The following is a 21,313-nucleotide window of genomic DNA, read 5'->3' on the forward strand; positions in this document are numbered from 1 at the left end:
TCCGGCTTGACAACCCGCACTTTGGTCCGTGCGCCTGCCACGTTTTCATGGGAACGTTGTATGGCAAGATCCGGCTACAAGAATCGAACATCTCGATTGCATCGAAAATAGTATTTATTCATGCCTTGTTCGCCGTTCTAATATGCGGCGTGTATATGCATGCTCAAAGAAAATGCGTTTGCGTAATTGAGTTAAATCAATATTTCAGCGGCGCGAAACAACTTCGCCTATAAACGGCATAACCGATTAATCGCAATAGCCTGTCGCGCAGCATGCGTATTGCTCGCGCGAAGGCGCATCACGCGCGGAGGTCAAGATGGAAGTCGAACGGGTCGAGCGGATCGTGCTCGCATTGCGACGCGCCGCGGAACATGAGCGTCTTCTCAGTTATCAGCGCTTTCACGCCATGTTCGGCGCGGGTGATCCGCTCACCGCCCGCTACGATGCACTCGAGCGCGCCATCGCGTCGCTCGGCGAGGTGTCGGCCATCGACTATGGCGTGCTGCTCGCGCTGAGCAACGGCTTACCCGGCCCGGACTTTTTCCGCCGCTACCAGAAGCACCGCTATGCCGACTACGTCGCGGTGATGGGACCGCCCATTCATCGCCAGTCGGTCAAGCGCAAGCGCCTGCTGGTCGAGGCGGAACGACGCCGCGTCTATGAAGATGCAAGAAGAAAAGCGGCCAGCCACGTCGCTGAACCCGCCTGAACCCGATGGCCGGTTTCGCGCCCAGCTTCTTCGCGACTGATCGGCCCACGGACCACAGGCCCATTCCACCGAGGAGTCTCCCATGCAACTTGCAGCTCGCCGTCCGGTTCGCATCCTGGCCATCGCAGCCGCATGTGCTGCACTCGCCGCGCCCGCCATCGACGCTACCGCGCAGGACAATCCGGCGTCCTCGCCCGCCCCCAATGCCGTCGGCACGGCCGCCGTCGCCGACGTGACGGCGCACATCGTCAAGATCGACGCCGACAACAATGAAGTGACGATCCGTGGGCCGCGCGGCGGCACGATGATCGTCGACGTCGATCCCGACGTCGGCGACGTGAAGAAGCTGAAAGTCGGCGACGAGGTGCATATCTCGTACAAAGGCGCGCTGCTGCTGACAGCGGACAAGGTCGACTCCAAGGGCGTGCGCTCGCGCGTCGAATCGCAAACGACCACACCCGCGCAAGGCGGCGCGTCGACGCAGACGCGTCACGTCGAGGTGGTCGCGACCGTGCAGAAGATCGACCGCAAGAAGCGCGAGGTAACGCTGCGCGGCCCTCAGCACACCGTGGTCCTGCAAGTGTCAGAGGACGTGCCGCTGACCAAAATCAAGGTTGGCGACAGCATTCGCGCGACCTATGTGTCCGCAACGGCCGTACAGATTACGCGCAACGGTACACCGATCAAGTAAGCGCGCGTTTGCGCGACTGCCGTCTCGCCATGCCGGCGAGATGGCAGTCGTCGATCATCTCGCAGTCCCGCATAGTCAACCCGATGCCTATTGAACCCTGGAATTCCCCGAAGCGCCGCGCACGCCGCAAAATGATCTGGAGTAAGGCCCACGTCGTGCTGGCTGCGATCGGCACGTTGTCGGCCGTTGCCGGCATTGCCGTCGCGATCAAGGGCGGCCTCGAATTCAACCGCACGAAAGTATTCGTCGGCGCGGGGATCATCGTCGTGTCGACGATCCTCTACGTGTCGATGCTGTTCGTCGACGACTAGCGCAGCGGCGCTTGCACGACGAGCGTCGCAACCCGATTGCGTCCGTCGCTCTTCGCCTTGTACATCGCGCGGTCCGCTTCGTCGACGAGCGTACGTCCGAGGCCGTCGAGATCGGCGCCTTGCTGCATGGCATGCGCGGATACGCCGATCGACACCGTCAATGGGATGCGCGTGCCATCGTTCGCGCCGTCGTTCGCATTGTCGCTGTCACGCAGCTCGAGTTGCGCGACGGCTGCGCGCATGCGCTCCGCCACCACCAGCGAATCCTTCAGGTCGCCTTGCAGCAGCACGGCAAATTCTTCGCCGCCGTAGCGCGCAATCGTGTCGCCGAGGCGCGTCTGCTTGCGCAGGCAGGCGCCGACCATCGCCAGCGCGCGGTCGCCGACGGTGTGACCGTACGCATCGTTGATCTGCTTGAAGCCGTCGATATCGATGAACAGGCAGCCAAGCGGCAGCCGGTAGCGCGACGCGCGCGTCGTTTCTTCGCGCAGGCGTTCGTCGAAATAGCGGCGGTTGGGCAGACCCGTGAGCGCATCGGTTGCGCCCAGGCGTTCAAGCTGCTCGCGATGCGCGATGTTATCGAGGCTTGCCGCGACGATCACGGCAAAACGCTCCAGCATGTCGGTCGCCATGCCGGGCGCGAAGCGACTTTCGTTGTCGCTCGCGAGAAAGAGAAAACCGCTCGGCTGTCCGTTCGTCGCGAGCGGCAACAGCGCGATGCTGGCAGGCCGCGGGTCGCTGCCGAAGCAGGCATTGCGCGCCGCGTCGTCCATCGCCGCCGGCGTGCCGAGCCACGGACGGCCCTGAGAACACAGCCGCGCGGCGGCCTCGCCCATCTCGCGCGAGGTCTTCAGCGACGAGGCGGCCACGCCGTTGTTCTCGTTGCTTCGCCTGTTCGCGCTGCTCGCGTGCCGCAACGCCAGTTCGTGCAGCAGCGGCAGCGTGTCGTTGAGCCACAGCGTCACGCGCTCCAGTCCGAATTCGCGCGGCAGATAGTCGAGCAGGACACGACACAGCGACAGGAAATCCTGCGCACGAATCAGCTGAAGCTCGACATCCTGGAAGCGACGCAACGTGCGTTCGTTGCGTTGCACCGTATCGACGAGTGCGCGAAGGCGGACGGACGGGGGCGTGTGTGTTGTGCTCATCTGGGCCGTGGCATTGGGGCCGCGACAGGGGCCCAACGTCTGGTTATCGGCCTCGAAGCGCGTTTGCTTGAGGCCGATGCGTGCAACCAGGCCGGTTCAGATGTGTTTGCAACGAATGCGCTTAGGAGCGCCGGCCGAGCGCTTCGTCGATCTTGCGGTCGGTGTTGTACTGGCTGAGCGCATACACGGACCAGATGGCGGCCGGCAGCCAGCCGATGATCGTGAGTTGCAGCACCAGGCAGATGATCCCGGCGAACGGCCGGCCAATCGTGAAGAACTGGAACCATGGCAAAAGCAGAGCAAGCAACAGACGCATTGACGTTTCCTTCTGGTTGAAAAACTCGGTTACACGTTGCGGCGCACGTGTACGGCTGTCCCATAGCACAGCACTTCCGTCACGCCCGCGCCGATCTCCGTTGCATCGTAACGCATGCCGATGACGGCATTCGCGCCGAGCGTCGCCGCTTCCGCCACCATGCGCTCGTAGGCATCCTGCCGGGCGCGCTCGCACAGCGACGTGTACAGCGAGATATTGCCGCCGAAGATGGTCTGCAGTCCCGCGCCGATCGCGCCCACCACCGAGCGCGAACGCACGATGATGCCGCGCGCGATGCCAAGTGACGCGTCGACGGTATAGCCTGGCAAATCGAAGGCCGTGGAGACCATGTTTCGTTCGATCATGTCGTTCCCTTCCCTGTTGTAGCGTGTTCGATCACCGTCCCGCCGCCCACAGCAGCGACAGACCGGACGACAGCATCAGCCCGTCCACGACCAGCCTGAACGTGCCGGGACTCATGCGCACGACGATGCGCCGCGCGCAGAACGCGCCCGCCATCAGCGCGGAACCCGTGATCAGGCCATCCAGCACGACGTGCAGCGGCAGCGCGCCGAAGTGGTTGAAGGTCGCGACCTTCGCGGCATAGACGGCGAGCGAGCCGGCCGCTTCCGTCGCGAGGAACGCGCCTTTCACGAGGCCGTAGCCCATGAACACGGGCACCGTGATCGGCCCCGTCGACACCACGATGCCCGTCAGAAACCCGACGGGCGCGCCGATCGCCGCCAGGTGCCACGGCGAGAAGCGCACCGAGCGCCGCGCAAGCCAGCGGCGCACCGGCACCATCGCGACGAAGAAGAGACCGAGCGCGATCTCGACGGCATGCGGCGGCAGCGCGAGCAGCGTGCGCACGCCGAGCGCCGCGCCCGGCACGGCCGTCGAGCAATAGGCGCCGCAGGCGCGCCAGTCGATCTCGCGCCACCACGCGAGCACCTTGCCGAAATTGCCCATGATCGCCGCGATCGCCATGATGGGCACCGCCTGCTGCGGACCGAACAGCATCACGAGCACGGGCATCAGCATCATCGACGAGCCCGTGCCGATCACGCCGCTCAGCGTACCCGCCGCCAGGCCGACGGCGAGAACCAACAGATAACCCATGCGCATCCCCGAAAAACGCGTTGGCGCCATGCTACTGGAAAATGGCGGCACAACAGCCAAACCTGTGACGAATCCCGCTCGCCAGATTTTATTTGCCCGCGTGACTGCATCCAATTGCTGCTACAACTCGTATTGCATACGAGCGCAGCTCGCGCTTTTTTTGTCTGCGGAATGCGCGTGAAGCGGCGCGCGTATCGACGTGTGCGGTATCGACCCGAAGGGATGCGCGATGTTGAGTGAATCCAACAGAATGTTCGTCGCGGGCGGCCTGCTGATCGGCGCGCTGGTGCTTGCGACGCTGGGGCTTCGGTTCGGCAATCGCGAGTCGGCGGCGAAGGATACGGACGGCCGCGTCGATAGCGCCCTGTCGTCCGCCGCGCGCCCCGTGACGCCCGACGCGCCTGTCGACGATCCGCGCAACGCGGGTATCGCGCGCGTATTGCAGGCGGTGCACGACAGCCTGCAACGCGGCGACCTCGCGTCCGCGCGCGTGCTGCTCGACGCGGTGCTGACGATGCGCAGCGACGAACCGCAAGCGCTGCTGCTGCAAAAGGAACTGGCCGCGCGCGAAGCGCAGGCGCGCGAAATGCGGTCGGCCACGTTGAATGAGCCAGGCGCTGCGCAGCCGCTTGCACGCGCGCATGCTTCGGCGAAGACCACGCATGCGCGATCGGCAACGTCACGTCATGCGACGGACACTTCGGACCCTGACCAACCCACAATCGACGTAACGCCGCCCGTCGATATCCGCTCCGACAGCGTGAAGGACGATGCAACCGCAAGCGATCACGCGGCCGACACGGCTGCGCTTCCATCGCATGCGCAGCCTGAACCGGTGATCGCATCCGCGGTGCAAACTGCCGCGACGGTCGCCGAACCCGTTGAGCAGCCGCCTGCACCCGCTGCGCCACCGACGGTGCAAACGCACGACCCAGTTGCCCCGCCGCCCGCCGCCGCACCCAGCGACGCACCGAAGACACGCGCCCAGGTGCGTGACGAACTCAGCCGCGCGCGCACGAACGGAACGATGTCGCGCTTCGGCAATCCCGATCCCTATGGTCCAGGCGGTTCGCCGAGGGACAACACGCAGCCTTCGATCCGGACCTGGTAGCCCCAGAAGTCTGGTCCGCATTGCGAACCATCAACATTGGCTAGCCGGCTCGCGTGCGCGGTTTTTCTCCCACTGATGCCTCACGCAACCTTTAGTGGTTAACCCCGTCATCTTCCCTTCGAAAGCCATCGCACAATAGACACAAACCCCGCGTCAGATCGCCAGTCCAGACCAATTGGCGAATCCATCAAGCTGCCGCTACAATGGTCCGCTATGCGAACCAACACTCCACAGCCGATTGACACGAAGTCGAGCGACATGACAGCATTCGCTCCAAGCACCAAGACGGGAGACAAGCGCGACATGCGTCCGAACCAGCCGCCCGAGCACCGCGACATCGCGCGTTTCGACGATGAACCGTTCGAAACCGATCGCCAGTTCGTCACGGCGCTCGCGCGCGGCCTCGAATTGCTGCGCTGTTTCGGCCTGAAGGAACGGCATCTCGGCCTGACCGAGCTGGCGCGCCGAACGGGCTTGCCGAAAGGCACCGTCGCGCGGCTCGCCGGCACGCTCGCGAAGCTCGGCTATTTGCGCTACGACGAACCGCTCGGCAAGTACAGCCTCGGCACGGGCGTGCTCTCGCTCGGCTACGCGATGTTGTCGAACCTCGACATTCGCGACCTCGCGCGGCCGCTGATGCAGGAGCTTGCCGAATACGCGGGATGCTCGGTGGCGATCGGCGTGCGCGACCGTCTGTCGATGATGTACGTCGAATGGGTGCGCAGCAGCGCCCCGATCACCGTGATGCGCAGCATCGGCACGCGTCTGCCGATTGCGACGACATCGATGGGCCGCGCGTATCTCGCCGCCGCCACCGATGCCGAACGCAACGCGGTGCTCGACCAGGTGCGCGCGCAGGACGAAGCCGCCTGGACGCGCATCGAAAGCGGTATCGGCGAAGCGATAAAGGATTACGCCACACGCGGCTTCTGCCTGTCGTATGGCGACTGGGATGCGGACATCGCAAGCGTCGGCGTGCCGTTCATGGCGCCCGACGGCACGCAGATGGCCTTCAATTGCGGCGGCCCCGCCTTCGTGCTGAGCCGCGACAAACTGGAGAACGACATCGGCCCGCGCCTCGTGGCCCTTGTCAAACGAGTGGAGGCCGCCATCGGGCGGCGATGAAGAAGACCGGCGCGGCGCGCCTCACGCGTTCATGCGAGCGCAACAGGCGAGCCGCGTCATAGCACACAAGGTAAAACGATGATTCGCGATCAGGAAACACTGTCCATTCTTCTCGACTCGCTGTCGCGCTTCGTGCGCGAGCGTCTCGTGCCCGCCGAAAACGAAGTCGCCGAAACGGATGAAATCCCCGCCGGCATCGTCGGCGAGATGCGTGAACTCGGTCTCTTCGGGCTGTCGATTCCCGAGGAATACGGCGGCCTCGGACTGACGATGGAAGAGGAAGTGCTCGCCGCGTTCGAGATCGCGAAGACCTCGCCCGCGTTCCGCTCGCTGATCGGCACGAACAACGGCATCGGCTCACAGGGGCTCATCATCGACGGCACCGATGAGCAGAAGCACTACTATCTGCCGAAGCTCGCGTCGGGCGAACTGATTGCGTCGTTCGCATTGACGGAGCCGGGTTCGGGCTCGGATGCCGCATCGCTGCGCACGACGGCTGTGCGCGACGGTGACCACTACGTGATCAACGGCACCAAGCGGTTCATTACCAACGCGCCCGAAGCGGGCATCTACACGGTGATGGCGCGCACCAACGCTGAAATCAAAGGTGCGAGCGGCATCTCGGCGTTCATCGTCGAGAAAGGCACGCCTGGACTTTCGCTCGGCAAGATCGACAAGAAGATGGGCCAGAAAGGCGCGCATACCTGCGACGTGATCTTCGAGAACTGCCGTGTGCCGGCGGCGAATATCATCGGCGGCAAGGAGGGCGTCGGCTTCAAGACGGCGATGAAGGTGCTCGACAAAGGCCGCCTGCATATCTCTGCGATCTGCGTCGGCGCGGCCGAGCGCATGCTCGACGATGCGCTGCGCTATGCAATGGAGCGCAAGCAGTTCGGCCAGCCGATCGCCGAGTTCCAGCTCGTGCAGGCCATGCTCGCCGACAGCCGCGCGGAAATCTACGCCGCGCGCTCGATGGTGCTCGATGCCGCGCGCCGTCGCGACGACAAACAGGACGTATCGACGGAAGCATCGTGCTGCAAGCTGTTCGCGTCGGAGATGTGCGGCCGCGTCGCGGATCGCGCGGTGCAGATACATGGCGGCGCGGGTTATGTGTCCGAGTACGCCGTCGAGCGCTTCTATCGCGACGTGCGCCTGTTCCGCATTTACGAAGGCACGACGCAGATCCAGCAACTGGTGATCGCGCGCAATATGATTCGCGACGCAAGCCGCTAGGTTGAACAGAACGTCGATCAAGGCGGACGATTGCTATCGCCTTGATCGACGTCAACGCATCACTTCCGCACATCCTCACTGGCATATTTCAGATTGCCAGAAAAATCATCCCGTCCTAAACTGGGTTGTTGACGCAACGCAACAAGCACCGGATCACGCAACATGCGTGTCCGATGTTCGCATTCATCAAAGCGTCATGTTTCTGCCATTTTTATCGCTGATCTTGATCGAAGCCGCGCCTCGTCGAGGCGCGTAGAAGTCTCGCCCTGGTTTCAGGCCGCGCGACTCATTGCAACGTTGCTCGCGCGTCGGGTAAGCGCTTCATGCGTGCATCACGCGTGCATGTGAACGTTGCGCGAGACCGCGGCGCCGACCCTTTGAGGGAGCAGATGCGACCATGAATCAGTCTCAACCGAACGCCGCTACACCTGACACATTCGCGCCTTCGATGCCCTTCGCATCGATGCCGGGCAATCTGCTCGCGCAAGGCTACGCCTACGCTGTCGACGCATGGCAGCGCAGCGTGCTGTTCGCCGACGTGATGCGCGAACGAGGCAATCAGTATCACGCGCACATGCAGGAGCGCGTGCCCAATGTGCTCGACTTCGACACCGAACTCATCGTCGATGGGCGCACGCTGCCGCGCCCCGTCAACTACGGTCTCGTGCGCATCACCGCGCCGGATGATCTGAAGCCCGACCGCGACCTTGCGGAAGGGCATGATCCCGGACGCCTGCGTCCGTTCGTGGTGGTCGATCCGCGCGCCGGACACGGGCCCGGCATCGGCGGATTCAAGCGCGACAGCGAAATCGGCGCGGCGTTGCGGGCGGGCCATCCCTGCTACTTCATCGGCTTTCTGCCCGACCCCGTGCCGGGACAAACCGTCGAAGACGTGATGCACGCGGAAGCCGCCTTCCTCGAAAAAGTCATCGAACTGCACCCGAACAGCCCCGGCAAACCCGCCGTGATCGGCAATTGCCAGGCGGGCTGGCAAGTGCTGATGACAGCGTCGATGCGCCCTGACCTGTTCGGCCCGATCGTCGTCGCGGGCGCACCCGTCTCGTACTGGGCCGGCTGGCGCGGCAAGAACCCGATGCGCTATTCGGGCGGCATGCTCGGCGGCTCGTGGCTCACGGCGCTCACCGGCGATCTCGGCGATGGCCGCTTCGACGGCGCGTGGCTCGTGCAGAACTTCGAGAACCTGAACCCGGCGAACACGTTGTGGACCAAGCAGTACAACCTGTACGCGAACATCGACACGGAAGGTCCGCGCTATCTCGGCTTCGAAAAGTATTGGGGCGGCCACGTGTTTCTGAACGCGGGCGAAATGCAGTACATCGTCGATAATCTCTTTGTCGGCAACCGCTTCGTCAGCGGGGAGATCGTGACGTCGGAAGGTGTGCGGCTCGATCTGCGCAATATTCGCTCGCCCATCGTCGTGTTCTGCTCGTATGGCGACAACATCACGCCACCGCCGCAAGCGCTCGGCTGGATCACCGACCTCTATCGCGACGACGCCGATCTGCTCGGCCACGACCAGACCATCGTCTACGCGACGCACGACAGCATCGGCCATCTTGGCATCTTCGTGTCGAGCAGCACGGGGAAGAAGGAACATCGCGAGTTCGTCAGCAATATCGATCTGATCGACCTGCTGCCGTCGGGCCTGTACGAAGCGCACATGGGCGCGAAGACGGACGCGACGCCTTATGCGGAACTCGCGCAAGGCCAGTATGTGATGTCGATTTCTTCGCGCACCATCGCCGACGTGCGCAAGATCGTGCAGCCCGATCCCGAAAGCGACCGGCGCTTCGCCACGGCAGCGTATCTGTCGCGCGTCAATCTCGGCCTGTATCGCAGCTTCATGCAGCCGTGGGTGCGCGCATGCACGACACCGTTGACTACGGATCTTTCGAGCAAGCTGCATCCGCTGCGCGTCACGTACGAACTGTGGTCCGATCGCAATCCGCTTGCGTCGTCCGTCGCGCAGGCTGCTGAAAGCGTGAAGGAAGCGCGCGCGCCCGTCGCGGCCGACAACCCGTTCCTGCAGATGCAGACGGTCATGTCGGATGCCGTCATCGCGTCGTTCGATTTCTATCGCGACATGCGCGATGCCGCCGTCGAGCAGATTTTCGAAACCGTCTATGGCGCGCCCTGGCTGCAAGCCTTCGCGGGCCTTCCGCCGCGAACCGACAGTGAAGCAAACGCCGCGTTGACGGAACCGGGCGACACCGAAGAGCGCGAGGCGTCGATCGTCGCGGAGCATGAACGTCTGCGCCACGACATGACGGAAGGCGGTCTCGTCGAAGCGAGCGTGCGCGCGCTGCTATACGTGCGGCGCACGCATGGCGAAGCGGACGAGCGCCGCTTCAATCTCGCGCGCGAAATGCTGAGCAAGCTGTCGGATCAAGGCATTCTGGCGTTCAAGCATGTCGTGCGCGAACAGGCCGCGCTGCTGCGCCTCGACAGCGAGGCTGCAATCGACGCCATGCCGGGCCTGCTCGCGAGCGCGCCGCCCGACAACATCCGCAACGCCGCGCGCGACATCGACAAGCTCAGCACGGTGCTGACGCTCGACGACCACGAGCGCGCCGCTCTTGCACGCGTGCTGACCATTTTCGAGTCGGCATCGAAGAAGAAAACGTCGCGACGCGCGGAGCCCGCGCGCCAGCAGGTCGAATGACAGATGGTCTCCCGGTGCGCGAGTGGACGGTCACAGTCCACCGCGCACGACAGGCCACTCCGATCGCCTCACCTACGAGGGCACTGAAGATGGAACACAAACGCGAGAAATACGAGCGTCTGGTTGCCTTTGCAGCCACGCTTCCGCCGACGCCTACGGCCGTTGCGCATCCTTGCGACCATGATTCCCTGTCGGCCGTCGTCGAAGCCGCGCGGCTGAAATTGATCGCGCCGATACTGGTCGGTCCTCGCGCGAAGATCGAAGCGGCCGCGAAAGAAGGCAATCTCGATCTCGGTGATCTGCCCATCGTCGACGCCGCGCATAGCCACGCCGCTGCCGAATGCGCGGTGCAACTGGTGCACGAAGGCCGAGCGCAGGCACTGATGAAAGGCTCGTTGCACACGGACGAACTGATGGCCGCCGTGGTCGCGCGCGCCACCGGCCTGCGCACCGAGCGGCGCGTGAGCCATTGCTTCATCATGGACGTGCCGGGCCGCGCCGAAGCGCTGATCATCACCGACGCCGCCGTCAACATCGCGCCCACGCTCGATGAAAAACGCGACATCGTGCAGAACGCAATCGACCTCGCGCATGCGCTGCGTTTTCCCGTTGCGCGCGTCGCGATCCTGTCGGCAATGGAAACCGTCAACTCCAAGGTCCCATCGACACTCGAAGCCGCCGCGCTGTGCAAGATGGCCGACCGCGGCCAGATCACGGGCGGCATACTCGACGGCCCGCTTGCGCTCGACAACGCCATCAACGAGGACGCCGCGAAGATCAAGGGCATCGATTCGCCCGTCGCGGGCCATGCGAACGTGCTCGTCGTGCCCGATCTCGAAGCGGGCAACATGCTCGCGAAGAGCCTGACGTTTCTCGCGGGCGCCGATGCCGCCGGCATCGTGCTCGGCGCGAAGGTGCCCATCATTCTCACGAGCCGCGCGGATTCTGTCATCACGCGGCTTGCTTCGTGCGCCGTTGCGTCGATGGTCGCGCTCGCGCGGCGCGAGCAACCCTCTTCCGCCATCGTTTGACACGTCTTGAGGGAGTGGCATGGACGTCATCCTCGTCATCAACGCGGGCTCGTCGAGCATCAAGTTTCACGTGTTTGAAGCGAAAGGCACGCAGCTCGAACCCTTTGCGGGCGGCAAGATCGAAGAGATCTATACCAACCCGCGCTTCACCGCGAAGCGGCAAAACGGCGAAGTCATCGAAGACAAACGTTGGCCCGAAGGCGAACGCCTCGGGCACGACAACGCGACGGCATTTCTGCTCGACTGGCTGCGCAGCCATGGCGAGGGACGCGCAACCCTCCTCGCGGTCGGCCATCGCGTCGTGCACGGCGGCGACAAGTATTCGAAGCCCGTGCGCGTCGATGCGCAGGTGATGCAGGATCTCGAAGCGCTCGTGCCGCTTGCGCCGCTGCATCAGCCGCACAATCTCGCCGTCATCCGTTCGATCATGGCGCGCAATGCGCAGGTGCCGCAGATCGCATGCTTCGATACGGCGTTTCATCACACGCAGCCCGCTGTCGCAACGCGCTTCGCGTTGCCGCCCGATATTACGGAGCGCGGCGTGCGGCGCTATGGTTTTCACGGGCTGTCGTACGAATACATCGCGAGCGTGTTGCCGCAAATCGACGAGCGCGCCGCGAAAGGCAAAACCGTCGTGCTGCATCTGGGCAACGGCGCGAGCATGACGGCCTTCGACCAGTGCAAAAGCGTCGCGAGCACGATGGGCTTCACCGCCGTCGAAGGACTCGTGATGGGCACGCGCTCTGGCAGTCTCGATCCCGGCGTCGTGCTGTGGATGCTCGAAGAAGCGAACATGGATGCGCGCGCGATCGAATCGCTGCTCTACAAGCGCTCTGGTCTGCTCGGCGTGTCCGGCATTTCCAGCGACATGCGCACGCTGCTCGCCAGCGACGATCCGAAAGCCACCGAAGCCGTCGAGCTGTTCTGCTATCGCATTTCGCGCGAGCTCGGCTCGCTCGCGGCCGCGCTCGGCGGGCTTGACGCGATCGTCTTCACTGCAGGCATCGGCGAACGCGCGGACCCGGTGCGCAAGCGCGTGGCCGAGCTAGCGGCGTGGCTCGGCGTCTCGCTCGATGATGCGGCGAATCAACGGCACGGTCCGCGCATCAGCAGTTCGAAAAGTGCCGTCGACGTATGGGTGATTCCGACCAACGAAGAACTGATGATCGCCCGGCACGCGCTCGGCCGACTGGAGGGGTAAGCATGAACACGCCAACGAGTCAGGTGATGGCGCAACACAAGGTGCTGGTCGTCGGGATCGCGAACGAGCATTCGATCGCGTACGGCTGCGCGCGCGCGTTCCGCGAGCTTGGCGCCGAACTCGCGATCACCTATCTGAATGAGAAGGCGAAGGCATACGTCGAGCCGCTCGCGAAGGAACTCGGCGCGTCGCTGCTGCTGCCACTCGACGTGTCGAAGCCCGGCGAACTCGAAGCCGTGTTCGATGAAATCCGCGCGACGTGGGGACGGCTCGACGTTGCCGTGCATTCGATCGCGTTCGCGCCGAAAGCCGATCTGCAAGGCGGCCTGCTCAACAGTTCGGCGGAAGGCTTTTCGGTGGCGATGGATATTTCGTGTCATTCGTTCATCCGCATGGCGCGCCTCGCCGCGCCGCTGATGGACGAAGGCGGTTCGCTGTTCGCGATGAGCTATCTGGGCGCGACGCGCGTCGTGCCGAACTACGATCTGATGGGGCCTGTGAAGGCCGCGCTCGAAGCGTCGTGCCGCTATCTGGCGCATGAACTCGGACCGAAGCGCATCCGCGTGCATCCCATTTCGCCGGGACCGCTGAAGACGCGCGCCGCGTCGGGACTGAAGGACTTCGATCTGCTGCTCACCGAAGCGGCCGAGCGCGCGCCCATCGGCGAACTCGTCGACATCATGGACGTCGGCTACACCTGCGCGTTCCTTGCGACGCCCTTCGCGCGCCGCATGACGGGCAACACGGTGTTCGTCGACGGCGGCGTGAGCATCATCGGCTGAGCGGGACAAGGGCATGAAACTGTTGATTACCGGCCTGCCGCAAAAAGCCTCGCTCGATGATGTGAAAGCGCTCGTGTTCCGCTATTCGCACGCGGACTGCCGTGACATCGAACTGGTCGGCGAAGCCGACGCGCACCCCGCCGCGCTCATCGCCATCAAGGGTGCGAACTGGACGACGCTGAACTACATCCGGCGCCGCCTGCACGGCATGTACTGGCATCGCTGCCGGCTGTCGGTGCAGGTGCTGTCGTTCTGGGACGTCAGCGAAGCGGCCGAGACACGCCGTCAGACTCGGACCGCGTTGCCGGGGCCCGTCTTCTAGATTGCGGATTCAGACCGCGGGCGGATTGATCGTCGAAAAGCTATAACGCGCGACACGCCAGATGCCGTCCGCCCCGCGATGCAGGATGAACAACTCCTGATTGGCTTCGGGCTGCGTTGCGTGCTTACCTGTCAGCGTTTCGATCGTGCCCGTCGAGCGCGTGCGTGCGAACGCCCAGTCGGGCGACATCGGCTTGATCTCATCGATCGAAAAACGCACGTTCAGCCTGACCGCGCTGAAAGCGTGCGTGTACGCGTCGCGCACGGCTTCACGCCCTTCTGCCGGCGGCGCGTACTGTGCCATGACAACGGGTGCGTCGTCGTATAGGCTCATGATCGCGTCGGTGTCCGACGCGTTCAGCCCCTGCTCGTAGCGATGCAGTTGTTGCGTGATCGCGCGGTCCGTGTCGGTCAAGGGCGCGGCAGACGCAGCGCCCGGCAGCGCGACGCTGGCCGCAAACAGCACGGGAGCGAACAATGTCCTGAATGTCATGTTGACGGCCCTCTCACATGCCGCGTTCATAGCCGCACCACGATCTTGCCGAGCGCACGATTACTCTCGATCAGACGATGCGCGTCCTGCAGTTCGTCGAATGCAAATGCCTGTACGAGGTGCGACGGGATACGCCTGTTCTCCACATCGAGTGCAAGCGACTTCAGCGGCGTGTTGATGAGCGGCAAAGCCTCCGTGCCGAACAACTGGCTCGGAAAGAAGCTCAGTCGCGCGGCAGGCGGCAGATCGGCGATCAGATTGAACTGATCGAGCACGGGCGGGCCGCCGAGCATGCCGATCACCGTGATCGCGCCAAACGGGCGCACCGTTTTCATGGTGTCGCGAAGTGTCGCGGCGCCGACAATTTCGAGCGCGGCATCGACGCCGGCCGGTTGTGCATCAAGCACCTGTTCTGCGATCGTCCCGACGTCGACGATGACCGCGTCGGCGCCTGCGCGATACAGCCGCCCGGCGTGCTCCGTGGAGCGGGTCGAAGCGAGCACGCGCGCGCCCGAGGCCTTCGCATAGGTGACGGCAGCAAGGCCGACCGACGATGTGGCGCCCCGCACCAGCAGCGTTTGCCCCGCTTCGATCTTCAGGCTTTTGCGCAGCGCGCCCCACGCGGTCAGATACGCTTGCGGCAGCGCGGCCAGTTCTTCCCACGGCAACGCGCTGCCCTGAAGCGACACGACGTTACGCGCGAGCACGGTGATTTCCTCCGCATAGCTTCCCGCCCGCGTGAACTGCAGTCCGCCCATCGCGGTTGCAACCCGCTCGCCGGCGTGAAACGCGCCAGACGGATCTTCGAGTATTTCGCCGACCGCTTCGATGCCGGGCACGCGGGGCGCGTCGATCGGCCCGAGTTTGCCGGCGCGCAGATACGCTTCAGCGCGGTTGATACCGAAGGCGCGCACGCGAATGCGCACTTCATCGGACTTCGGCGGGACAGACGGCATGTCGCGCAGTTCGAGCACTTCCGGGCCGCCGGCCCGTTCGATCACATAGGCTTTCATCGTGGACTCCTGATTAATTGGATAATTGTTCCGCTTTCATCTGAACGCGCCGGTATCAGGCGAACAGCAATACGTCGGCAACGGGCCTGCGTGGCTTTTGCGGCCAGTTGCCCGGTGCGGGATAGCCAACGGTGACGAGCATCGCGGGCACATCGGTCGACGCCAGTCCGAACTCGCGCGCGACGCCGGCCGGATCGAAGCCGATCATCGGGCCGGACGCGAGGCCCTTCCCCTGCGCCGCGAGCATCAACGTCATCGCGGCAAGCGACGCCGAACGGATCGCTTCGTCACGCTGGAACGCCGGGTTGTCCTGATACATCGAGCGCGCGGCGCCGACCCAGCCGTCGTAGGTCGCGCGATCCAGCAGACCGGCGTCCACGGATGGCTGAAGCGCAACCGGCAGCGTCCGGTGCGGTTCGAGCGTGCCGCAAACGATGAACGTGACCGCCGCGTCGACGACCTTCCGTTGCCCGTACGCGTGCGGCAACAGACGCGCCTTCGCGTCGGCAGTGCGAACCGCGACAAACTTCCAGTTCTGCAGGTTGAACGCCGAAGGCGCCTTCGTCGCGAGGCGAATCAGGTCTTCGATTTCGTGGTCGGCCACATGGCGCGCGACATCGAAATGATTTGCAGAGGTGCGCGATTCGATGTGGCTTTCAACCGGGTTCTCAACGGCAGACATCTTGTTCTCCTTGTTGATCGGGACGATGTGATGCTACTTTGGCCTATCGGAATGAAAAGCGGAACTCGCAAAACTGGCACGCTCCCTCTCAAATGTGGAAGGACGAACGATGGATCTGAACGCGGTCGAAATGTTCGTCAACGTCGTGCAGACGGGGAGTCTGTCGGCGGCGGCGCAGCGGCTCGGCGTACCGCTGCCCACACTGAGCCGCAAGATGCGCGAACTGGAGCAGCAACTGTCGGTGCAACTGCTGGAACGCACGGCGCGCGGCACGAAGCTGACGGACGCCGGCACCCGGCTGTACGAACACGCAAGCCGTGGCATCGAGTCGCTCGTCGACGCACGGGAAGCCGTGCTCAGTTCGCAGGCGCAACTGAAGGGTTATCTGCGGCTGTCGCTGCCGCCGTCCTTCGAACCGTGGTGGGCCGTGCTCGACGCGTTCCAGCAGCGCTATCCGGGCATTCGCGTGTTCGTCTACTCGACCGAGCGCCGCGTCGATCTGACGGCTGACGGCATCGATGTCGCGCTGCGCGTCGGCGCGATCGATCACGAACTGATGGTCGCGCGCAAGATGTTCGCGTACCGGCACGTGCTGGTCGCGAGCCGCGCACTCGTCGAACGGCTGGGTCCGCCCGTCACACCGGACGACCTCAATCGTTATCCTTGCGCAGCGTGGATGCAGAACAGCTACGCCCGGCCGCTATGGCGGCTCGGCAACGCGACCTTCCAGCCGAAGCCGCTCATATCGACGAACGACTACGCGCATTTGCGGTTTCGCGTGCTGCGCGGCGAGGCCGCGACGGAACTGCCGCCGTACCTGGTCGCCGACGATGTGAAAGCAGGCCACGTCGTCGCGCTGCTGCCCGATTACCCGTTGCCGTTGCAAGAGATCAATCTGCTGTATCCGTCGCACCGGCATCCGTCGTCGATCGTTCGCGCGTATCTGGATTTTTGTCAGGAACGCCTGCGCGGCGACGCCGCGGACGATGGCCCGTTACCTTGACGTTGTACTTCTGCACATCCCACGCGTTGCCCGCTGACGCCGTTCCCGTTATGTCATAACATGATGGACCTCGCAGCGCGGCTGCCGGCCACGGCCTACGCCCATCCTGTCCAGTTACCGGTTCGAAAGAAACACGTTGTCGAAATGAACGATGCGTCGCATAAGATAGGTTCTATCTCTTCGTCGTCTAAAGCTTCCGCCGTGACCACACCGTCTACCGTTCCCGATCCCGAACGCTCGCAGGACACGACCTGCGTCCCGAAAGATGCCGCGAAGCACGGCGGCGCGCCGTGGGCGATGTTCGCGCTGTCGGCCGTCGGGCTGCTGGTCGGCGCGTTCGCGGTGATCGGGCCCGAGCATGTGTCCGTGGCCGTCGCCAAGACGCTGCTGACGGTCGGCTGCCTGCTGGTCGCGGCGCTCGCGGGCATCGTCGCGTCTGACCTGTCGCGCAATCGGCGGTGACGGGCATGCACCAGCACGGGGCATCAACAGCTGCATAAAACTGGTGCACTGCACCACCTTTTCTGCTACACTCGCAGATTCACTTTTCAGCACGCGTCGAATTGCGTCCTAACTGGAAGGCACTGCGCGGAAGTCCGGGTGAACGTGCTGGCATGCCAGCGCATCGCCAGTGACTTCGAGCACACCGTTCCGCGTCAATCGATTCGTGCAACACCCCGCCCACATCTCACGATCCGACAGGTCAGCCCGCCTGCCGCGTGTGCGCGCGCGGGGATGCGAAACAGCCTGCCGAGGAGAACGTATTGGCAAAGCTTGACCGGGACAACTCCCAGTTCGAAACCATCACTGCAACGAAGGCGCCCAAGCGCGCAGCAAAAGCGAAGGCGCAACCCGCCGCCGCGCCGCAAGATGCGGCCTTGCTGGAATCCCTCGTTGAAGAGCGTCAACGTCAGATGCGCGCGCTGATCGCGCTGGGCCGCGAGCGCGGCTATTTGACGCACGCCGACATCAACGACCACTTGCCCGACAATTTCACCGAAACGGCCGCGATGGAAACCATCGTCAGTACGTTCGGCGAAATGGGCGTGTCCGTGTACGAAACGGCGCCCGACGCGGAAACACTGCTTCTGAACGATGGCCCGTCGGCTGCCGCATCGGACGATCAGGCCGATGAGGAAGCGGAAGTCGCGCTGTCCACGGTCGACTCCGAATTTGGCCGCACCACCGACCCGGTCCGCATGTATATGCGTGAAATGGGTGCGAGCGAGCTGCTCACGCGCGCCGGCGAAATCGAAATCGCCAAGCGCATCGAAGGCGGCCTGCAGGACATGGTGCAAGCCATCGCAATGTGCCCGTCAATCATCTCGACGATCCTCTCGGACGTGGACCGCGTCGTCGCGGGTGAAATCCGCATCGACGAACTGGTCGACGGCATCAGCGACACGAGCGAAGCCGCCGAACTCGACGAGGACGCAGCGGACGTCGCCGCGGAAGAAGAGCTGGAAGCAAGCGCCTCGGACGAAGATTCGGACGAAGACGACGGCGACCTGTCGGATGACGGCGGCGAAAAAGCCAACGCCGCACGCCTCGAGCAACTGACGGCGGACAGCCTCGCGATCTTCCAGCGCGTGCGCGACCTCTTCGCCAGCGTGCCCGACATGCCCGTCACGGACAAGCGCCGCGCGACGGCCATCGCCAACCTGCGCGAGTCGATCCAGCAGGAACTCACGCCGATCCGCTTCACGGCAAAGACCATCGACCGCCTGTGCGCGGAAGTGCAGGCGCAGGTCGCGCAGGTTCGCGCGATCGAACGCAACATCCTGCAGATCGCCGTGGATCGCTGCGACATGCCGCGTGAAGCGTTCGTCGAATCGTTCCCCGGCAACGAAACCGATCTCGACTGGACGACGCGCGTCGCCGCGAAGTCGAAGTCGTACGGTCCGGCGCTCGAGCGTCACCTGCCTGCCATCCAGTCAGAACAGCAGAAGCTGGTCGACATCGAAGCGTCGATCGCGCTGCCGCTGCAGCAGCTCAAGCAGATCAACAAGCAGCTCGGCTCGGCGGAAGGCAAGATGCGTCAGGCCAAGCGCGAGATGATCGAAGCGAACCTGCGTCTCGTCATTTCGATCGCGAAGAAGTACGTCAACCGCGGCATGCACTTCCTCGACCTGATCCAGGAAGGCAACATCGGCCTGATGAAGGCAGTGGACAAGTTCGAATACCGTCGCGGCTGGAAGTTCTCGACGTACGCAACGTGGTGGGTCCGTCAGGCCATCACACGCGCGATCGCCGACCAGGCGCGCACCATTCGTGTGCCGGTTCACATGATCGAATCGATCAACAAGCTGAATCGCATTCAGCGCGAGATCGTTCAGCAGACGGGCCAGGAGCCGCATCCGTCGGTACTCGCCGAGCGCATGGACATGCCTGAGGCGAAGATCCGCAGCATCCTGAAGATCGCGAAGAATCCGGCATCGCTGGATTCGCCCGTGGGTGAAGATGCCGACACGACGCTCGGCGACATGATCGAAGACACGTCCGCAACGTCGCCCGCCGACGCCGCCGTGCACGCGAACATGCGCCGCGCGATCGACGAAGCACTCGACGCTCTCACGCCGCGTGAAGCGAAGGTGCTGCGCATGCGCTACGGCATCGACACGGCGTCGGAACTGACGCTCGAAGAAGTGGGCCGCCAGTTCGACGTGACGCGCGAGCGTATCCGCCAGATCGAAGGCAAGGCGATCCGCAAGCTCAACCACCCGAGCCGCGCGGACAAGCTGCGCCCGTTCCTCGAACGCAGCTGATCGCTATCGCCGCCGCCTGATAAGGGCGCGGCAGAGCCTCAAACGAAACGCGGCAGCCTAAAGGCTGCCGCGTTTTTTTATGCTTGCGGTTCGCTCGAACTCGATGCGAACCGCATGACACGCTTAGTGATGCTCGCTGTATTCCTTGCGAGCGATCGGCGTTGCGCGGACCTTCGCGTACTCGAAGGCCGGAATGGCCTTCACAGCGTCCTTGGTCGCGCCTGCCCACACCAGCTTGCCGCCCGTAAAGTCGATCTGCGAGAACGGCACGGCGACGTCATGCTGCGACACGCCGAGGAACTGATGCGCAGCAACGATCGCGAACGAAGCCGCATTGTCCGGCGCGATGATGATGTCGTGCAGCACGCCGACCTTCTGGCCTTGCTCGTTGTAGATTGGCTTGCCAAGCAGGCTCTTCTTCGCGCTCCAGCCGTTGACGATGATCGATTCCTGCTCGACGCTCACGCCGATAGTCTGCGAGCCTGCCACTTGCGCGCTTGCCTGGCCTGCCATCAAGCCGAACGTCGATGCCGCGATCAGAACCGCTGCCCACTTTGCCTTCATAGCTTATTCTCCGATGTGAAATGTTGCGAAGGACTGCCGCTACTGTAAGAGGAAGCGTCATACCTTACCGCATCAGAAAGAAAAAGTCGCAGAAGGGTACGTAGGTTTTTTCCGAGAATGCGTGCGCCGTTTCCTACGCGCACGGCGACGTGCATCGCGTCTATATGCACCGCTACTTGGCGAGCCGCAGCCCTTTGCCAATCACCGTGCCGTCTTTCTGGTTCACCAGCCAGATGGCATGAACGTTCGCGTGCAGTGTCGAGGTGCGGCGCGTGATGTCGGTGGGTTCTTCGTCGGTGGGATCGGTGTGCTCTCGCGTCTCCGTCAGATACGGCGATTCGAGCGTGCAGACCAGCACGATCGCAAAGTTGTTGTCGGCCTGCTCGAAGGCTGCTTGCGGGACGGTCAGACGCCCGCGTGCCGTCGTCTTCGCCTTGCCTTCCGTCGCCAGTTCGATCGAATCGATCGTCTGGATAAAACCCTTGGCCTTCGCATCGGGCGCGATCACGAGGCCGCGCCCGCTCGGGCCGACGATGCTCTGGTAGAGCTGGATCGCGTCGGGATCGTCGTCGCTGGCAAGCGGCACGTTCACGCTCAGCACATGCGTATTCGAGCGATACAGAATGCCGTGCGGCGCCGGAATCATGAACAGGAAAGTGCGCTGCCCATTTTCGGCCGCCTCCGCATGACCGCGCACGATGCGGTCGTAGGGTTCGCGCGCGAACTTGCGGATGCGAGTGGTCAGCGAATCCGACGCGGCCGGGGGCATCTGGCTCGCGAGCATGTCGCGCACCTTGACGGGGTCGTCGGCGGTGAAGCGGTCAGGCGTTGCAGGGGTGCTTGCCTCATGCGCCACGTTGCCCGTGGGCGCGGCCGGCGTGGCGTTCGCCGCGCCGGCGCACAACGTCAGCGCAACACACAGCATTGGCAGCACGCGATTAGCCGAAGCAACCGTGCGATTCAGAAATTGCACAACATCCTCTCCGTTGAAAACGGCGCTATCGATGCGCCT

23 protein-coding genes are annotated in these 21,313 nt (G+C 63.8%); 14 read left to right on the forward strand and 9 right to left on the reverse strand.

The genetic code is table 11. From position 1 onward, the window contains the following. The first annotated feature begins 316 nt into the window (after nt 1-316). The 3 genes from H1204_RS23860 to H1204_RS23870 all read left to right on the forward strand — a co-directional run bounded on the left by H1204_RS23860 (nt 317) and on the right by H1204_RS23870 (nt 1,711). Nucleotides 317-709: a hypothetical protein gene (locus H1204_RS23860; RefSeq protein WP_180731025.1), complete on the forward strand. Its 393-nt coding sequence runs from the start codon at nt 317-319 to the stop codon at nt 707-709. Between the two features lie 82 nt (nt 710-791). After that, nucleotides 792-1,400 carry a hypothetical protein gene (locus tag H1204_RS23865; protein ID WP_180731026.1) on the forward strand — a complete coding sequence of 203 codons (609 nt, stop codon included), beginning with the start codon at nt 792-794 and terminating at the stop codon, nt 1,398-1,400. An 83-nt stretch (nt 1,401-1,483) separates the two neighbouring features. Continuing rightward, entirely contained in the window at nt 1,484-1,711 is a 228-nt protein-coding gene (locus H1204_RS23870) for a DUF2964 family protein (protein ID WP_180731027.1), read from the forward strand. Here H1204_RS23870 and H1204_RS23875 read toward each other — a convergent pair. The 4 genes from H1204_RS23875 to H1204_RS23890 form a co-directional block, all read right to left on the reverse strand. Continuing rightward, nucleotides 1,708-2,859 carry a DUF484 family protein gene (locus tag H1204_RS23875; RefSeq protein ID WP_180731028.1) on the reverse strand — a complete coding sequence of 384 codons (1,152 nt, stop codon included), beginning with the start codon at nt 2,857-2,859 and terminating at the stop codon, nt 1,708-1,710. The two genes, H1204_RS23870 and H1204_RS23875, sit on opposite strands and share 4 nt — an antisense overlap. A 121-nt stretch (nt 2,860-2,980) precedes the next feature. Beyond that, nucleotides 2,981-3,175 carry a YqaE/Pmp3 family membrane protein gene (locus H1204_RS23880; protein ID WP_007586056.1) on the reverse strand — a complete coding sequence of 65 codons (195 nt, stop codon included), beginning with the start codon at nt 3,173-3,175 and terminating at the stop codon, nt 2,981-2,983. A gap of 29 nt (nt 3,176-3,204) precedes the next feature. Then, nucleotides 3,205-3,540: a YbjQ family protein gene (locus tag H1204_RS23885; RefSeq protein WP_180731029.1), complete on the reverse strand. Its 336-nt coding sequence runs from the start codon at nt 3,538-3,540 to the stop codon at nt 3,205-3,207. A gap of 31 nt (nt 3,541-3,571) precedes the next feature. Continuing rightward, on the reverse strand, nt 3,572-4,294 hold the full coding sequence (locus H1204_RS23890) for a sulfite exporter TauE/SafE family protein (protein ID WP_079501095.1): 723 nt from the start codon (nt 4,292-4,294) through the stop codon (nt 3,572-3,574). 229 nt (nt 4,295-4,523) lie between these two features. On the opposite strand from H1204_RS23890, the gene H1204_RS23895 reads away from it, so the two are divergent. From H1204_RS23895 to H1204_RS23930, 8 genes are all read left to right on the forward strand, one after another. After that, entirely contained in the window at nt 4,524-5,405 is an 882-nt protein-coding gene (locus tag H1204_RS23895) for a DUF4148 domain-containing protein (protein WP_180731030.1), read from the forward strand. Between the two features lie 258 nt (nt 5,406-5,663). Continuing rightward, complete coding sequence (locus H1204_RS23900; protein ID WP_180731031.1) at nt 5,664-6,530, forward strand: IclR family transcriptional regulator; 867 nt, start codon at nt 5,664-5,666, stop codon at nt 6,528-6,530. A 78-nt stretch (nt 6,531-6,608) separates the two neighbouring features. Then, entirely contained in the window at nt 6,609-7,763 is a 1,155-nt protein-coding gene (locus tag H1204_RS23905) for an acyl-CoA dehydrogenase family protein (protein ID WP_180731032.1), read from the forward strand. A 397-nt stretch (nt 7,764-8,160) separates the two neighbouring features. Then, nucleotides 8,161-10,446, forward strand: a complete 2,286-nt coding sequence (locus H1204_RS23910) for a DUF3141 domain-containing protein (protein ID WP_180731033.1) — start codon at nt 8,161-8,163, stop codon at nt 10,444-10,446. An 89-nt stretch (nt 10,447-10,535) separates the two neighbouring features. Then, the gene (locus tag H1204_RS23915) at nt 10,536-11,477 is read left to right on the forward strand and encodes a phosphate acetyltransferase (RefSeq protein WP_180731034.1); all 942 of its coding nucleotides are present in this window, start codon (nt 10,536-10,538) and stop codon (nt 11,475-11,477) included. A gap of 19 nt (nt 11,478-11,496) precedes the next feature. Then, on the forward strand, nt 11,497-12,678 hold the full coding sequence (locus H1204_RS23920; protein WP_180731035.1) for an acetate/propionate family kinase: 1,182 nt from the start codon (nt 11,497-11,499) through the stop codon (nt 12,676-12,678). Between the two features lie 2 nt (nt 12,679-12,680). Then, nucleotides 12,681-13,460, forward strand: a complete 780-nt coding sequence (gene fabI / locus H1204_RS23925) for an enoyl-ACP reductase FabI (RefSeq protein WP_180731036.1) — start codon at nt 12,681-12,683, stop codon at nt 13,458-13,460. A 13-nt stretch (nt 13,461-13,473) separates the two neighbouring features. Further along, on the forward strand, nt 13,474-13,782 hold the full coding sequence (locus tag H1204_RS23930; RefSeq protein ID WP_180731037.1) for an RNA-binding protein: 309 nt from the start codon (nt 13,474-13,476) through the stop codon (nt 13,780-13,782). Between the two features lie 9 nt (nt 13,783-13,791). Here H1204_RS23930 and H1204_RS23935 read toward each other — a convergent pair whose 3' ends face one another. Genes H1204_RS23935 through H1204_RS23945 form a run of 3 tightly spaced genes read right to left on the reverse strand, consistent with a single transcriptional unit; the run spans nt 13,792 to nt 15,969 of the window. Then, on the reverse strand, nt 13,792-14,274 hold the full coding sequence (locus H1204_RS23935) for an SgcJ/EcaC family oxidoreductase (protein ID WP_180731038.1): 483 nt from the start codon (nt 14,272-14,274) through the stop codon (nt 13,792-13,794). Nucleotides 14,275-14,300: 26 nt separating this feature from the next. Continuing rightward, nucleotides 14,301-15,287, reverse strand: a complete 987-nt coding sequence (locus tag H1204_RS23940; RefSeq protein WP_180731039.1) for a zinc-binding dehydrogenase — start codon at nt 15,285-15,287, stop codon at nt 14,301-14,303. Nucleotides 15,288-15,342: 55 nt separating this feature from the next. Next, nucleotides 15,343-15,969, reverse strand: a complete 627-nt coding sequence (locus H1204_RS23945; RefSeq protein ID WP_180731040.1) for a nitroreductase family protein — start codon at nt 15,967-15,969, stop codon at nt 15,343-15,345. Between the two features lie 109 nt (nt 15,970-16,078). On the opposite strand from H1204_RS23945, the gene H1204_RS23950 reads away from it, so the two are divergent. The 3 genes from H1204_RS23950 to rpoD all read left to right on the forward strand — a co-directional run bounded on the left by H1204_RS23950 (nt 16,079) and on the right by rpoD (nt 19,737). Then, nucleotides 16,079-16,972 carry a LysR family transcriptional regulator gene (locus H1204_RS23950; RefSeq protein ID WP_180731041.1) on the forward strand — a complete coding sequence of 298 codons (894 nt, stop codon included), beginning with the start codon at nt 16,079-16,081 and terminating at the stop codon, nt 16,970-16,972. A gap of 201 nt (nt 16,973-17,173) precedes the next feature. Beyond that, nucleotides 17,174-17,434 carry a hypothetical protein gene (locus tag H1204_RS23955; RefSeq protein WP_243468649.1) on the forward strand — a complete coding sequence of 87 codons (261 nt, stop codon included), beginning with the start codon at nt 17,174-17,176 and terminating at the stop codon, nt 17,432-17,434. Between the two features lie 302 nt (nt 17,435-17,736). Then, the gene (gene rpoD / locus H1204_RS23960; RefSeq protein WP_180731043.1) at nt 17,737-19,737 is read left to right on the forward strand and encodes an RNA polymerase sigma factor RpoD; all 2,001 of its coding nucleotides are present in this window, start codon (nt 17,737-17,739) and stop codon (nt 19,735-19,737) included. Between the two features lie 123 nt (nt 19,738-19,860). Here the strand turns inward: rpoD and H1204_RS23965 are convergent, their stop codons facing one another. Both H1204_RS23965 and H1204_RS23970 read right to left on the reverse strand, forming a co-directional pair. Continuing rightward, the gene (locus tag H1204_RS23965) at nt 19,861-20,301 is read right to left on the reverse strand and encodes a PRC-barrel domain-containing protein (protein ID WP_180731044.1); all 441 of its coding nucleotides are present in this window, start codon (nt 20,299-20,301) and stop codon (nt 19,861-19,863) included. A gap of 172 nt (nt 20,302-20,473) precedes the next feature. After that, nucleotides 20,474-21,274 (reverse strand): hypothetical protein, encoded by an 801-nt coding sequence (locus H1204_RS23970; protein WP_243468650.1) that lies wholly within the window; start codon nt 21,272-21,274, stop codon nt 20,474-20,476. Nucleotides 21,275-21,313: the final 39 nt, after the last annotated feature.

Source organism: Paraburkholderia sp. PGU19, from assembly GCF_013426915.1.
GTDB lineage: Bacteria > Pseudomonadota > Gammaproteobacteria > Burkholderiales > Burkholderiaceae > Paraburkholderia.

Bases quoted from the DNA above. Each gene is read 5' to 3' on its own strand.
- H1204_RS23885 (WP_180731029.1), bottom strand. From the start codon at position 3,540: ATGATCGAACGAAACATGGTCTCCACGGCCTTCGATTTGCCAGGCTAT.
- H1204_RS23875 (WP_180731028.1), bottom strand. From the start codon at position 2,859: ATGAGCACAACACACACGCCCCCGTCCGTCCGCCTTCGCGCACTCGTC.
- H1204_RS23880 (WP_007586056.1), bottom strand. From the start codon at position 3,175: ATGCGTCTGTTGCTTGCTCTGCTTTTGCCATGGTTCCAGTTCTTCACG.
- H1204_RS23870 (WP_180731027.1), top strand. From the start codon at position 1,484: ATGCCTATTGAACCCTGGAATTCCCCGAAGCGCCGCGCACGCCGCAAA.
- H1204_RS23930 (WP_180731037.1), top strand. From the start codon at position 13,474: ATGAAACTGTTGATTACCGGCCTGCCGCAAAAAGCCTCGCTCGATGAT.
- H1204_RS23905 (WP_180731032.1), top strand. From the start codon at position 6,609: ATGATTCGCGATCAGGAAACACTGTCCATTCTTCTCGACTCGCTGTCG.
- H1204_RS23935 (WP_180731038.1), bottom strand. From the start codon at position 14,274: ATGACATTCAGGACATTGTTCGCTCCCGTGCTGTTTGCGGCCAGCGTC.
- H1204_RS23860 (WP_180731025.1), top strand. From the start codon at position 317: ATGGAAGTCGAACGGGTCGAGCGGATCGTGCTCGCATTGCGACGCGCC.
- H1204_RS23945 (WP_180731040.1), bottom strand. From the start codon at position 15,969: ATGTCTGCCGTTGAGAACCCGGTTGAAAGCCACATCGAATCGCGCACC.
- H1204_RS23965 (WP_180731044.1), bottom strand. From the start codon at position 20,301: ATGAAGGCAAAGTGGGCAGCGGTTCTGATCGCGGCATCGACGTTCGGC.
- H1204_RS23940 (WP_180731039.1), bottom strand. From the start codon at position 15,287: ATGAAAGCCTATGTGATCGAACGGGCCGGCGGCCCGGAAGTGCTCGAA.
- H1204_RS23920 (WP_180731035.1), top strand. From the start codon at position 11,497: ATGGACGTCATCCTCGTCATCAACGCGGGCTCGTCGAGCATCAAGTTT.
- H1204_RS23895 (WP_180731030.1), top strand. From the start codon at position 4,524: ATGTTGAGTGAATCCAACAGAATGTTCGTCGCGGGCGGCCTGCTGATC.
- H1204_RS23910 (WP_180731033.1), top strand. From the start codon at position 8,161: ATGAATCAGTCTCAACCGAACGCCGCTACACCTGACACATTCGCGCCT.
- H1204_RS23865 (WP_180731026.1), top strand. From the start codon at position 792: ATGCAACTTGCAGCTCGCCGTCCGGTTCGCATCCTGGCCATCGCAGCC.
- H1204_RS23950 (WP_180731041.1), top strand. From the start codon at position 16,079: ATGGATCTGAACGCGGTCGAAATGTTCGTCAACGTCGTGCAGACGGGG.
- fabI (WP_180731036.1), top strand. From the start codon at position 12,681: ATGAACACGCCAACGAGTCAGGTGATGGCGCAACACAAGGTGCTGGTC.
- H1204_RS23900 (WP_180731031.1), top strand. From the start codon at position 5,664: ATGACAGCATTCGCTCCAAGCACCAAGACGGGAGACAAGCGCGACATG.
- H1204_RS23890 (WP_079501095.1), bottom strand. From the start codon at position 4,294: ATGGGTTATCTGTTGGTTCTCGCCGTCGGCCTGGCGGCGGGTACGCTG.
- H1204_RS23915 (WP_180731034.1), top strand. From the start codon at position 10,536: ATGGAACACAAACGCGAGAAATACGAGCGTCTGGTTGCCTTTGCAGCC.